General features: G+C 64.6%; 8 protein-coding genes. All 8 read left to right on the top strand.

Annotated elements, in window-relative coordinates; translation table 11 throughout:
- The first annotated feature begins 208 nt into the window (after nt 1–208).
- The 8 genes from NKJ73_RS01510 (at nt 209) to amaB (ending at nt 13,195) form a co-directional block, all read left to right on the top strand.
- Nucleotides 209–1,399, top strand: a complete 1,191-nt coding sequence (locus NKJ73_RS01510; RefSeq protein WP_352454106.1) for an acyl-CoA dehydrogenase — start codon at nt 209–211, stop codon at nt 1,397–1,399.
- A gap of 446 nt (nt 1,400–1,845) precedes the next feature.
- Entirely contained in the window at nt 1,846–5,217 is a 3,372-nt protein-coding gene (locus NKJ73_RS01505; protein ID WP_352568092.1) for a transglutaminase family protein, read from the top strand.
- Between the two features lie 6 nt (nt 5,218–5,223).
- On the top strand, nt 5,224–7,635 hold the full coding sequence (locus NKJ73_RS01500) for a circularly permuted type 2 ATP-grasp protein (RefSeq protein ID WP_352454108.1): 2,412 nt from the start codon (nt 5,224–5,226) through the stop codon (nt 7,633–7,635).
- Between the two features lie 7 nt (nt 7,636–7,642).
- Nucleotides 7,643–8,527, top strand: a complete 885-nt coding sequence (locus NKJ73_RS01495) for a transglutaminase family protein (RefSeq protein WP_352448166.1) — start codon at nt 7,643–7,645, stop codon at nt 8,525–8,527.
- A gap of 118 nt (nt 8,528–8,645) precedes the next feature.
- Nucleotides 8,646–9,764, top strand: coding sequence for a DNA topoisomerase IB (locus NKJ73_RS01490; protein ID WP_352568091.1), 1,119 nt, complete (start codon nt 8,646–8,648; stop codon nt 9,762–9,764).
- 87 nt (nt 9,765–9,851) lie between these two features.
- On the top strand, nt 9,852–10,226 hold the full coding sequence (locus NKJ73_RS01485) for a YciI family protein (protein ID WP_292663532.1): 375 nt from the start codon (nt 9,852–9,854) through the stop codon (nt 10,224–10,226).
- The gene (locus NKJ73_RS01480) at nt 10,223–11,497 is read left to right on the top strand and encodes an RNA polymerase sigma factor (RefSeq protein WP_352568090.1); all 1,275 of its coding nucleotides are present in this window, start codon (nt 10,223–10,225) and stop codon (nt 11,495–11,497) included. The genes NKJ73_RS01485 and NKJ73_RS01480 overlap by 4 nt, the downstream gene beginning before the upstream one ends.
- Before the next feature lie 183 nt (nt 11,498–11,680).
- On the top strand, nt 11,681–13,195 hold the full coding sequence (gene amaB, locus NKJ73_RS01475) for an L-piperidine-6-carboxylate dehydrogenase (RefSeq protein WP_352568310.1): 1,515 nt from the start codon (nt 11,681–11,683) through the stop codon (nt 13,193–13,195).
- Nucleotides 13,196–13,214: the final 19 nt, after the last annotated feature.

Here is a 13,214-nt window from a genome sequence, read left to right as displayed (position 1 = left end):
GCGGCGCTCGACATTGATCATCCATCACCAATGCTCATGGATCGGCGAAGCTATTTCGTTTGATTTTTTCAGGACGGGAGCCGATAAGCCGCGCGTTTCAAGATTTCTGTTTCGATGCATGTCGTTATCTCCAAGCTGCCGAACACCCTCGGGTCAGGCCCGCGGGCAAGCTTTGGGCGACATGCATGAGTTTGGGAGACCGAGAGCCATGGCCGCCGACAAGAACGCATTCGTCTGGGATGATCCTTTCCTGATCGAGGACCAGCTTTCGGAGGACGAGCGCATGGTGCGCGATGGCGCCGCGGCGTTTGCCGCCGACAAGCTCGCTCCGAAGATCGAGGAAGCCTATCTCGAGGAGAAGACCGACGCCGGGATCTTTCGCGAAATGGGCGAGGCCGGTCTGCTCGGCATCACCATCCCGGAAGAATATGGCGGGCTCGGCGCCAACTACGTCACCTACGGGCTGGTCGCGCGGGAAGTGGAGCGGATCGACTCGGGCTATCGCTCGATGATGAGCGTGCAGTCGTCGCTGGTAATGTATCCGATCCACGCCTATGGCTCGGAAGAACAGCGCAAGAAATACCTGCCGAAGCTGGCGTCGGGCGAATGGATCGGCTGCTTTGGCCTGACCGAACCTGACGCCGGTTCCGACCCGGGCGGCATGAAGACGCGGGCCGAGAAGACCGCGAGCGGCTACAGGATCTCCGGCTCGAAGATGTGGATTTCCAACGCGCCGATCGCCGACGTGTTCGTCGTCTGGGCAAAATCGGCCGCGCATGACAACGAGATTCGCGGCTTTGTCCTGGAAAAGGGCATGAACGGGCTGTCGGCGCCGAAGATCGGCGGCAAGCTGTCGCTGCGAGCCTCGATCACCGGCGAAGTGGTGATGGAGGGCGTCGAGGTCGGCGAGGACGCGCTGCTGCCCAACGTCTCGGGTCTCAAGGGACCGTTCGGCTGCCTCAACCGGGCGCGCTACGGAATTTCCTGGGGCGCCATGGGCGCGGCTGAGGATTGCTGGCACCGCGCCCGCCAGTATGGCCTCGACCGTAAGCAGTTCGGCAAGCCGCTGGCCGGCACGCAGCTTTTCCAGAAGAAGCTCGCCGACATGCAGACCGAGATCGCGCTCGGCCTGCAGGGCAGCCTGCGCGTCGGGCGGCTGATGGATGAAGGCAAGATGGCGCCGGAGATGATCTCGCTCGTCAAGCGCAACAATTGCGGCAAGGCGCTCGACATCGCCCGCCAGGCCCGCGACATGCATGGCGGCAATGGCATCCAGATAGGCTACCACGTCATGCGCCACGCCCAGAACCTGGAAACCGTCAACACCTATGAGGGCACGCATGACGTGCATGCGCTGATCCTCGGGCGGGCGCAGACCGGGTTGCAGGCGTTCTTTTAGCATTGGCAGGTGTCCTCCGCTTCCAGCGCCACTGCTTGGCATCTCCCCTCGCAAGGCGGGAGATCGGCAATTTTCGCCAACGGCGCCACATTTTGTTCTTGCTTTGTGCCGGCAGCTATGCTACTAATTTCGCTATGGTGCTAATTCGCACCGACGACCCGCTCACCGAGGCGGGTTTTTCTTTTCAGCTCTTTTCGACCAAGCATCGCGCGTGCTGCTGACATCAATGTCGGCGGGAAGCGCCCGGTGCTGACCCGCCGGCCTTCGGCTCTGCACCGTTGCAACGTCTTGCCGCCACGCCACGGAATCCCAGGTCGGCGCTCCGTTTCGTGAAGCTGTGAAAGCTGCTTAATTTAGGTGCAGCGCAACATCTCTGCTTGGAGAATGGTCAGCATTCGTGTCAGGGTTCAGCGAACTCCTTTTGAAACGCCGACTTCAGGGGCACCATGGCAATTCTGGCAGCCGTCTATCACCTGACCCACTACAAATACGACCGGCCGGTCGTCTTGGGCCCGCAAGTCATAAGGTTGCAGCCTGCGCCGCATTCCCGCACCAAAGTGCTCAGCCATTCGCTGAAGGTCGGGCCGGCAAACCACTTCGTCAATTTGCAGCAGGACCCCTACGGCAATTTCCTTGCCCGTTTCGTCTTTCCCGAGCCGGTGACGGAGTTGAAGATCGAGGTCGATCTCGTTGCCGACATGACGGTCTACAATCCGTTCGATTTCTTCGTCGAACCGTCGGCCGAGACGTTTCCGTTCGAATACCCCGAAGAGATCCGGGACGATCTGACCATCTACCGAACGCCGGAACCGGCGGGGCCGCTGTTGGAGGCATTCCTGAAAACCCTCGCGCGCCACCCGACCAACACCGTCAATTTTGTCGTCGACCTCAATGCGCGGCTGCAGCGCGAGATCGCCTATATCGTGCGCATGGAAACCGGCGTCTTCTCGCCCGAGGAAACGCTGGCCGCCGGCAAGGGGTCGTGCCGCGATTCCAGCTGGCTCCTGGTGCAGATACTGAGGAACCTCGGCATCGCCGCGCGTTTCGTCTCCGGCTACCTGATCCAGCTCAAACCCGACCTCGTTGCGCTCGACGGGCCGCCCGGCACGGCGACCGATTTCACCGACCTCCATGCCTGGTGCGAGGTGTATCTGCCGGGCGCCGGCTGGATCGGCTTCGACCCGACCTCCGGCCTGCTCACCGGCGAAAGCCATGTGCCGCTCGCGGCAACGCCGCATTTCCGCAATGCCGCGCCGATCTCCGGCATGGCGAGCTTCGCCAATGTCGAATTCGGCTTCGACATGCGGGTAGACCGCATCGCCGAGCATCCGCGCATCACCAAGCCGTTCTCCGACGAGAGCTGGCAGGCGCTGGACGCGCTGGGGGTCCAGGTCGATGCTGCGCTCCAGGCCGGCGACGTGCGGCTGACCATGGGCGGCGAGCCGACCTTCGTCTCGATCGACGATTTCGAGGCTGCAGAGTGGAACACCGCCGCCGTCGGGCCGACCAAACGCGAAAAGGCCGACGCGCTGATCCGCCGGCTGCGCGAACGCTTCGCGCCGGGCGGCTTCCTGCATTACGGGCAAGGCAAATGGTACCCCGGCGAAAGCCTGCCGCGCTGGACCTTCTCGCTCTACTGGCGCACCGACGGCGAGCCGGTGTGGAGCGACCCGTCGCTGATCGCGCATGAAAAGAGCGAGGCGGATGTCGGACCGAAGCAGGCCGAAGGCCTGCTGACGGCGATCGCCGACGAACTCGGCATCGACAAGACCATGGTCAGCGAAGCCTATGAGGATCCGGCCGAGTGGCTGCTCAAGGAAGGCAAGCTGCCTGACAACGTCGATCCTTCCAATTCGAAGCTGGAGGATCCGGAGGAGCGCAGCCGCATGGCGCGGGTGTTCGAACGCGGGCTGACCAAGCCGTCGGGCTATGTGCTGCCCGTCCAGCGCTGGAACAGCCAGGCTTCCGGACCGCGCTGGCGCTCGGAGAAATGGAAGACGCGGCGCGGCAGGCTGTTCCTGGTGCCCGGCGATTCGCCGGTCGGCTACCGCCTGCCGCTCGGCACGCTGCCCTATGTGCCGCCGGCGCAGTTCCCCTACATAGTCCCGGTCGATCCATCGCTGCCGCGCGGACCACTGCCGGCGCGTGAGGCGATCTTGCCCGGTTCTGCTTCGTCGCCCGCTGCGGCCGAACTGGAGGGCGCCGACGAGATGGCGCGACGCCAGCAGGCGGTCTCCTTTACGGCCGTTACTGGCCAGCAGGACCGCGTTGAACAGGAGATTACCGAGATCGGCGGCGCCGTGCGCACGGCCCTTTCGGTCGAGCCGCGCGACGGACGGCTTTGTGTGTTCATGCCGCCGGTCGAGGCGCTGGAGGACTATCTCGAACTGGTGGCGGCGGCGGAGAAGGCGGCAAGGGCGATCGGCCTGCCGGTGCACATCGAGGGCTACGGCCCGCCGCACGATCCGCGCCTCAATGTCATCCGTGTCGCACCCGATCCCGGCGTCATCGAGGTCAATATCCACCCCGCCGCGAATTGGCAGGATTGCGTGGCGACGACCACGGCGATCTACGAAGAGGCGCGGCAGACGCGGCTTGGCGCCGACAAGTTCATGATCGACGGCCGCCACACCGGCACCGGCGGCGGCAACCACGTCGTCGTCGGCGGCGCCACGCCCAATGACAGTCCGTTCCTGCGCCGCCCCGACCTGTTGAAGAGCCTGGTGCTGCAATGGCAGCGACATCCGTCGCTGTCCTACCTTTTCTCCGGCCTGTTCATCGGCCCGACCAGCCAGGCGCCGCGCTTCGACGAGGCACGCCACGATTCGCTCTACGAACTCGAAATCGCGATGGCGCAGGTGCCACATCCGGACAAGGGCGCGGCACCCCTGCCGTGGCTGGTCGACCGGCTGTTCCGCAACCTTCTGACCGACGTGACGGGCAATACGCATCGCTCGGAAATCTGCATCGACAAATTGTTTTCGCCGGACGGGCCGACCGGCCGGCTCGGGCTGGTCGAATTCCGCGGCTTCGAGATGCCGCCCAACGCGCGCATGAGCCTGGCGCAGCAATTGCTGGTGCGCGCCATCATCGCCCGGGCCTGGAAGAACCCGCTCGACGGCCGCTTCGTGCGCTGGGGCACCTCGCTGCACGACCGTTTCATGCTGCCGCATTATGTCTGGGGGGATTTTCTCGACGTGCTGGACGACCTCAAGCTGAACGGCTTTGCGTTCCGTCCGGAATGGTTCGACGCCCAGCTCGAATTCCGCTTCCCGTTCTGCGGCGAGGTCCAGCATGCCGGCGTCAAGCTGGAGCTCAGGCAGGCGCTCGAGCCGTGGCACGTGATGGGCGAGCAAGGCGCGATCGGCGGCACCGTACGCTTTGTCGATTCCTCCGTCGAAAGGCTGCAGGTGAAGACCGATGGGCTCAACCCGGAGCGTCACGCCGTCGTCTGCAACGGCCGCGTAGTGCCGATGAAGGTGACCGACAACCGCGAGATCGCAGTGGCCGGCGTGCGCTTCAAGGCCTGGCAGCCGGCGTCGGGCCTGCATCCGGCGCTACCGGTCAACACCCCGCTGGTCTTCGACATCTATGACCGCTGGTCGGGCCGCGCGGTCGGCGGCTGCGTCTACCATGTGGCACATCCCGGCGGGCGCAGCTACGACACCTTCCCGGTCAACGGCAACGAAGCGGAGGCGCGGCGGCTCGCCCGCTTCGAACCACGTGGCCATACGCCGTCCAGCTATGTGCTGCGCAACGAAGAAGCCTCTGAAGATTTCCCGATGACCCTTGACCTTCGGCGGCCGCAAAGACTCTGATCAGCCATGGCGAAGGGGAATCACAAAAGGCTGCGCAGCAAGCCGCAAACCCACAGTCTGCTGGAGCACTATCAGCCGATCGAAGGCGTCGTCGACGAGATGGTCGATGCGTCGGGCAATCCGCGGCCGGCGTGGCGGCACTTCATCGAGGCGCTGGAGGACCTGGGTCCGGAAAAGCTTGCCCAGCGCTTCGCCCGCGCCGACCAGTACCTGCGCGATGCCGGCGTCTATTACCGCGTCTACGACAAGGCCGGCGCCAACGAGCGGGAATGGCCGCTGGCGCATGTGCCGCTGCTGATCGAGGAGCAGGAATGGGCTGGTATCAGCGCCGGCCTGGTCCAGCGCGCCGATCTGTTCGAGGAGACCATCGCCGACATTTACGGTCCGAACCGGCTGGTCGAGAAAGGCATTCTACCGGCCGGATTGATCGCGGCCAGCCCCGAATATTTGCGGCCGGTCGTCGGCACCAGGCCGGCCAGCGGCCATTTCCTGCATTTCTGCGCCTTCGAGCTCGGTCGTGGCCCGGACGGCCGCTGGTGGGTGCTTGGCGACCGCACACAGGCGCCGTCGGGCGCCGGCTTCGCGCTGGAGAACCGCGTCGCCACTACGAGGGCGCTGTCCGACATCTACGGCGAGATGCATGTGCACCGCCTGGCCGGCTTCTTCCGTCGCTTCCGCGACGCGCTGATCGGCATGGCCAAGCAAGCCGGCGGCCGTGTCGCCATCCTGACGCCGGGACCGCTGAACGAAACCTATTACGAACATGCCTATATCGCCCGCTATCTCGGCATCATGCTGCTCGAGGGCGAGGACCTGACCGTCTCGGGCGGCAGGCTGATGGTGCGCACGGTTTCGGGGCTGATGCCGGTGAGCGTCTTGTGGCGGCGGCTCGACGCCGCCTTCGCCGATCCGCTTGAATTGCGGCCGGACTCGCAGATCGGCACGCCGGGGCTGGTCGAAGCGGTCCGGCAAGGGGCGGTTTCGGCCGTCAATGCACTGGGTTCCGGCCTGATGGAGACGCGCGCGCTGCTCGCCTTCCTGCCGAAGATTTCGCGCGCCCTGCGCAATGAGGAACTGCTGCTGCCGACGGTCGCGACATGGTGGTGCGGGCAGGAGACGGAGCGTGAGCATGTGCTCGCCAATATCGATAGCATGGTGATCGGCCCGGCGCTGTCGACGCGGCTTGCCTTCGAGGACGACGGCTCGACCAAGCTCGGGTCAGCGCTGTCGGTCGAGGAACGGGCCGAACTCGTCGCCAGGATCGAACGGGACGGCGGCGACTTCGTCGGCCAGGAAGCGGTGACGCTGTCGACCACGCCTGTCTATGTCGGCGGCTGGCTGGAGCCGCGGCCGGCAAGCCTGCGCGTCTATCTGGCGCGGACGCCGGAAGGCTGGACGGTGATGCCGGGCGGCTTTGCCCGTGTCGGCTTCTCGCTCGACCCGACCGCCATCGCCATGCAGCGCGGCGGCCAGGCGGCGGATGTCTGGGTGGTCAGCGACAGGCCGGTCGAGCGCGAGACGCTGCTGCCGCAGGAGCACGACAGCTTCACCCGAACCTTGCCCGGCAGCCTGCCCAGCCGCGCGGCTGAGAACCTGACATGGCTCGGCCGCTATATCGAGCGGTCGGAAGACACGGTGCGCATCCTGCGCGCCTACCATGTGCGGCTGGCCGAGACATCCGATCCCGAGATGCCGCTGCTCGCCGATATCAGCGACTATCTCGCGCCGTTCGGCATCGACGTCGAGACGGCAATCCCATTGGGGCTCATCGGCACGCTGGACAGCGCCGTTTACAGCGCCGGGCAGATCCGTGACCGCTTCTCGCCCGATGGCTGGCTGGCATTGAAGGATCTGTCGAAGACCATCCATCAATTTGCCGCGACAGTGGCGCCGGGCGACGACGCGACAAGGGCAATGACGGTCATCCTGCGCAAGCTGGCCGGGTTTTCCGGCCTGCTGCACGAGAACATGTACCGCTTTGCCGGCTGGCGTTTCCTGGAAATCGGCCGCAGGCTCGAACGCGGCATCCAGATCGCCCGCACGCTCGCCCGGCTGACCGGAGCCCAGGCGCCGGAAGGCGCGCTCGACATGATGCTGGAGATCGGCGACAGCGTCATGACGCACCGTCGGCAATATCCGGTGCAGGCGGGGCGGCGCACGGTGGTCGACCTTCTGGCGCTCGATCCGCTCAACCCGCGCTCAATCCTTTTCCAGCTCGAACGGCTGAAAGCCGAAATCGCGCTGCTGCCCGCTGTCGGCGCTGAAGGCCATATGTCGCCGGCGGCCAAGGAAATCCTGCAGCTCAACACGTCGATCGCCATCAAGGAGCCCTCGGACATGACGGCCAAGGCCCTCGGCGATCTCGCCAATGAAATCGGCGGGCTCTACAACAGCCTCGCCAAAGCCTATTTCGGGTAGAGACAGCATGCTCTACGACATCAGGCTTCACCTGCGTTACGACTATGATGCGGCGGCCGGCGGCGGCCGCCATCAAGTGCGCGTGCTGCCGCCGACCATCCCTGGCGTGCAGCGCGTCATCGCCGCTTCACTGTCTTTTGTGCCGGCGCCCAGCGAACGTTCCGACTTTTCCGACTTTTTCGGCAACAGTGTCACCTCGATCGCCTTTCGTGACGCGCATGATGCGCTCGACATCAGGATGAGCGCGCGTGTTTCAGTGTCGCGGCCCGAACCCGGGCTCGACGTATCGCCGGACATACGCCGGCTGAGGGAAGAACTCGGCGCAGTGCACTCGCTGGCGCCGGCTTCGCCGCATCACTTTCTGGCCGCCAGCGATCATGCCGGCATCGACGCGGCAATCACTGCCTATGCGAAAGGCAGTGCCGGCAGTTCGACAGTCGGCACGGCCATGGCTCTGTGCAACCGCATTCACCGCGATTTCACCTATGACGGCGAGGCGACCACCGTGCAGACGCGGGCCAGCGACGCCTTCGGGCTGAAGCGCGGCGTCTGCCAGGATTTTTCCCACATCATGATCGCCGGCCTGCGCGGCCTCGGTATTCCCGCGGGCTATGTCAGCGGGTTCCTGCGCACCATCCCGCCGCGCGGGAAGCCGCGGCTCGAAGGCGCCGACGCCATGCACGCCTGGGTCAAGGTGTGGTGCGGGCGCGATGCCGGCTGGCAGGAATTCGATCCGACCAATGGCATGCGGGCAAGCAACGACCATATCACGGTCGGCTACGGCCGCGATTACTCCGATGTGGCGCCGATCGTCGGCGTGCTGAAAACCACTGGTGGACAGGTCGGCGAGCAGGCGGTCGACGTCATTCCGGTCGTGCTCGAAAAGGCGTGACGACGCACGTCTTCGTTGCACGGCGACGTCGATAGGCTGTTCTGGAACCAAGAGATCAAGAGGCGTTGGAACCCGCAGCCGGCAAGCGGCTTATCTACGGAAATTCCGTGGAGAGGACATGCTGGACAAATCCGGGTCGTCGTCTGGCCAATTGGCTGTGAGGAAAGCTGCACCAAAAAACGGGGTGCCGCAGAACGGAGCGCTGGAGAACGGCGCGCAAGCCTCGGCCGTTCGGGCCTCGCTCAACTATGTCACCGACACTGAACCCGGTATTCGCCGGCTGCGTTCGGGCAAGGGGTTCTCGTACAAAGGACCCGACGGGCGGATTGTCGACGGGGAGGCGCTGGCACGCATCAAGGCGCTCGCCATTCCACCGGCCTGGACGGATGTGTGGATCTCGCCGGATGCCGACGGTCACATCCAGGCGACCGGTCGGGACCAGCGCGGCCGCAAACAATACCGCTATCACCCGCACTGGGCGGAGGAGCGTGACGGCGTCAAATATTCGAGCCTGATCGCCTTCGCCGAAAGCCTGCCCGAACTGCGGCGGCAGATCGACGTCGATTTGCGCCGTCACGGCCTGCCGCTGGAACGCGTCGTTGCGGCTATCGTCTGGCTGCTCGACAACACGATGATCCGTGTCGGCAATGCCGCCTATGCCCGTGACAACAAGAGTTTTGGGCTGACCACGCTGCGCGACCGCCATGTCGACATCAAGGGCTCGAGCCTGCGTTTTGCTTTCATCGGCAAATCCGGCAAGGAATGGAGATTGAAGCTTGTCGATCGCCGGATTGCCAAGGTCGTGCGTGGAGCGCAGGACCTGCCGGGGCAGAAGTTGTTCCAGTATCTCGACGAGGACGGTAACAGGCGTCCGGTGCGCTCAGACGACGTCAACCGCTATATCAGGGAAAAAGCCGGAGCGGAGTTCAGCTCCAAGCACTTCAGAACCTGGGGCGGCACCATCCATGCGGCGTCGCTGTTTGCGCAAACCGAACGTCCGGAAAGCCAGGCGCAGCAAAAGCGGGTGATGAACAATGTCATCGACAAGGTTGCCGAGCGGCTCGGCAATACGCGCGCGGTTTGTCGCCAATGCTACATCCATCCGGAAGTGTTCCGCGCCTGGTCCGAAGGACGGCTGCTGGACGAAATGGCGGATGCCAACAAAGGCAAGCGCTCGATCGCCGCGCTCGACGACGAGGAGGCCTTGGTCTTGAGATGGCTGAAGGCGAGGGAATGACGCCAGACCGGGGGCGTATTTTTTTTGTCGACGCCATGTCGGCATCGGTCCTAGTGTTTCGTCCTTTGATAGAGAAAAGGACGACCCATGCTCTACGCGATCCTCTGCTATGCCTCGGAAGACGTCGTCTGCTCCTGGAGCAAGGAGCAGGACGACGCAGTCATGGAAAAGCTTATCGGTGTGCAGGAAAAATATGCCCAGGCAGGCCGGCTTGGCCCGGTGGCGCGGCTCTTGCCGACGACCGCGGCGACGACGCTGAGGAAGGTCAAGGGCGAATCGATCGTCATCGACGGCCCGTTTGCCGAAACCAAGGAACAGTTCCTCGGCTTCTACACGCTCGAATGCGCCGACCTCGATGAGGCCGTCGACTTCGCGCGCGAGCTTTCCGAAGTCAACCCGAGCGGCGGCTCCTATGAAATCCGGCCGGTCTCGCTCTTCAATCCCGCCAAGGTTTCCGCATGACCGAACTCGCCTGGATCAGCACGGCAATCAGCACCGCTCGCCCGCAGGTGATGGGGGCATTGCTGCGCTACTTCCGCGACCTCGACGCGGCGGAGGAAGCATTCCAGGACGCCTGCCTGAGGGCACTGAACAACTGGCCGAAAAACGGTCCTCCGCGCGATCCGGCAGCTTGGCTGATTTTCGTCGGCCGCAACAGCGGCATCGATGCGGTGCGCAAGCGGGCCAAGCAGGCGCCGCTGCCGGAGGAGGACCAGATCTCCGATCTGGAGGATGCCGAGAGCGACGTCGCCGAGCGGCTGGACGGGGCGCATTACCGCGACGATATTTTGCGGCTGCTGTTTATCTGCTGCCATCCCGACCTGCCGGCCACACAGCAGATCGCGGTGGCGTTACGCATCGTCTCCGGCCTGACGGTCAAGCAGATCGCCCGCGCCTTCCTCGTCGGTGAAAGCGCCATGGAGCAGCGTATCACGCGCGCCAAGGCGCGTATCGCCGACGCCGGGGTGCCGTTCGAGACGCCGGGAGCGGTCGAGCGCTCCGAACGGCTCGCCGCCGTCGCCGCCATGGTCTACTTGATCTTCAACGAAGGCTATTCCAGCAACAGCGGCGAGGCTTCGGCGCGTGCGCCGCTTTGCGAAGAGGCGATCCGGCTGGCCCGGCTGCTGCTCAGGCTATTCCAGACCGAGCCGGAGATCATGGGGCTGACGGCGCTGTTGCTGCTGCAGCATGCACGCTCGCCGGCTCGCTTCGACGAGAACGGCGAGATCGTGCTGCTCGAAGACCAGGACCGCAGCCTGTGGAGCCGCAAGATGATCGATGAAGGCCTGGCGCTGGTCGACAAGGCGTTGCGCCATCGCAAGCCCGGTCCCTACCAGGTGCAAGCGGCGATCGCCGCACTGCATGCGCGGGCGGAAAAGCCCGAGGACACGGACTGGAACGAGATCGACCTGCTCTACGGGCTGCTCGAGCAGATGCAGCCGTCGCCGGTGGTGACGCTCAACCGCGCCGTCGCGGTCTCCAAGGTGCGTGGACCGGAAGCCGCACTCGCCATGATCGAGCCGCTGGAGGGAAGGCTTTCCGGCTATTTCCATTTCTTCGGCCTCAAGGGCGGACTGCTGATGCAGCTTGGCCGCGGCGAGGAGGCGCGTGTCGCTTTCGACCGCGCCATCGCGCTCGCCAATACGGCCGCCGAGGCAGCGCATATCCGCATGCATATCGACCGGCTGATGAAAGAAAGCGCCGTGCGGGAAACCGCCAAGACGGCACACTGATTCGCTCTATCTGGCTGGTTCAACAGTCGGACGCCGGCTTGGACCATGCCGGGGTGGCGATTTTTCCCTGAAACGCGTAATGCCACGCCATGACAGCGCCTGGTGTGCCGACCGGCAGGGAGCGGGTATGGCGCAAGGCTTGGACCGACGCCATATGAGCGACGGGATCTGAAAGGGATGAAAATGACGATTGCGAAGGAAACGGCCGGGCTTCTGGCGAAACTGGGCGTTGCCGAGCGCGCGCTTACGGGCGGCGATCTTATCGTGCGCAGCCCGGTGACCGGCGAGCAGATCGCCGCGCTGAAGACCATCTCGCCGGCCGATGCGGCAACGACCATCGACAATGCCCACAAGGCTTTCCTGGCGTGGCGGCAGGTACCAGCTCCCAAGCGTGGCGAGCTGGTACGGCTGCTCGGCGAGGAATTGCGCACACACAAGGCCGAGCTTGGCCGGTTGGTATCGATCGAAGTCGGCAAGATCCCATCCGAAGGTCTTGGCGAAGTGCAGGAGATGATCGACATCTGCGATTTCGCCGTCGGTCTTTCCCGGCAATTGTACGGCCTGACCATCGCCACCGAGCGTCCCGGCCATCGCATGATGGAGACCTGGCATCCGCTCGGTGTCGTCGGCGTCATTTCCGCCTTCAATTTCCCGGTCGCGGTGTGGTCGTGGAACGCAGCACTTGCGCTGGTCTGCGGCGACGCGGTGGTGTGGAAGCCGTCGGAGAAGACGCCGCTGACGGCGCTCGCCTGCGAAGCGATTTTTGCACGCGCGGTAAAGCGTTTCGGTGCTGACGCGCCGCAGGGACTGGCGCCCGTGCTGATCGGCGATCGCGCCGTCGGCGAGATCCTGGTCGATCATCCCAGGGTGCCGCTGGTCTCGGCCACCGGCTCGACGCGCATGGGCAGGGATGTCGGCCCACGGCTGGCGAAGCGCTTTGCCCGTGCGGTGCTGGAGCTCGGCGGCAACAATGCCGGCATCGTCTGCCCGACGGCCGATCTGGACATGGCGCTCCGCGCTATCGCCTTCGGCGCCATGGGCACGGCCGGCCAGCGCTGCACGACGCTCAGGCGCCTGTTCGTGCATGAGAGCGTCTATGACCAGCTCGTTCCGCGCCTGAAGAAGGCTTATGAGAGCGTCTCGGTCGGCAATCCGCTGGAGACAAGCGCTCTGGTTGGCCCTCTGATCGACAAGGCTGCCTACGAGAATATGCAGAAGGCGCTGGAGGAGGCGGCTTCGCATGGCGGTAAGATAACCGGCGGAATGCGGGTCGAGAACGGTCACCCCGACGCCTACTATGTGCGTCCGGCGCTGGTCGAAATGCCGCGGCAGGTTTCGCCGGTGACGGAGGAAACCTTCGCGCCCATCCTCTATGTGATGAAATATTCGGACTTCGACACCGTGCTAGAAGAACACAATGCGGTGGGAGCGGGGCTGTCATCCTCGATCTTTACCCGCGACCTGCAGGAATCCGAGCGCTTTCTTAGCGTCGACGGATCGGACTGCGGCATCGCCAACGTCAATATAGGCACGTCAGGGGCCGAGATCGGCGGTGCCTTCGGTGGCGAGAAGGAGACCGGCGGCGGCCGCGAGTCGGGGTCCGATGCCTGGAAGGCCTATATGCGGCGCGCCACCAATACGGTGAATTATTCCAAGGCGCTGCCGCTTGCGCAGGGCGTGTCGTTCGACATCGATTGAAATGCCAGACCTCCGTCGC

The organism is Mesorhizobium sp. M0074, assembly GCF_040322975.1.
Lineage (GTDB): Bacteria > Pseudomonadota > Alphaproteobacteria > Rhizobiales > Rhizobiaceae > Mesorhizobium.
This window is presented reverse-complemented; position numbering and strand designations above follow the sequence as displayed.

Bases quoted from the DNA above. Each gene is read 5' to 3' on its own strand.
- amaB (WP_352568310.1), top strand. From the start codon at position 11,681: ATGACGATTGCGAAGGAAACGGCCGGGCTTCTGGCGAAACTGGGCGTT.
- NKJ73_RS01485 (WP_292663532.1), top strand. From the start codon at position 9,852: ATGCTCTACGCGATCCTCTGCTATGCCTCGGAAGACGTCGTCTGCTCC.
- NKJ73_RS01490 (WP_352568091.1), top strand. From the start codon at position 8,646: ATGCTGGACAAATCCGGGTCGTCGTCTGGCCAATTGGCTGTGAGGAAA.
- NKJ73_RS01505 (WP_352568092.1), top strand. From the start codon at position 1,846: ATGGCAATTCTGGCAGCCGTCTATCACCTGACCCACTACAAATACGAC.
- NKJ73_RS01495 (WP_352448166.1), top strand. From the start codon at position 7,643: ATGCTCTACGACATCAGGCTTCACCTGCGTTACGACTATGATGCGGCG.
- NKJ73_RS01500 (WP_352454108.1), top strand. From the start codon at position 5,224: ATGGCGAAGGGGAATCACAAAAGGCTGCGCAGCAAGCCGCAAACCCAC.
- NKJ73_RS01480 (WP_352568090.1), top strand. From the start codon at position 10,223: ATGACCGAACTCGCCTGGATCAGCACGGCAATCAGCACCGCTCGCCCG.
- NKJ73_RS01510 (WP_352454106.1), top strand. From the start codon at position 209: ATGGCCGCCGACAAGAACGCATTCGTCTGGGATGATCCTTTCCTGATC.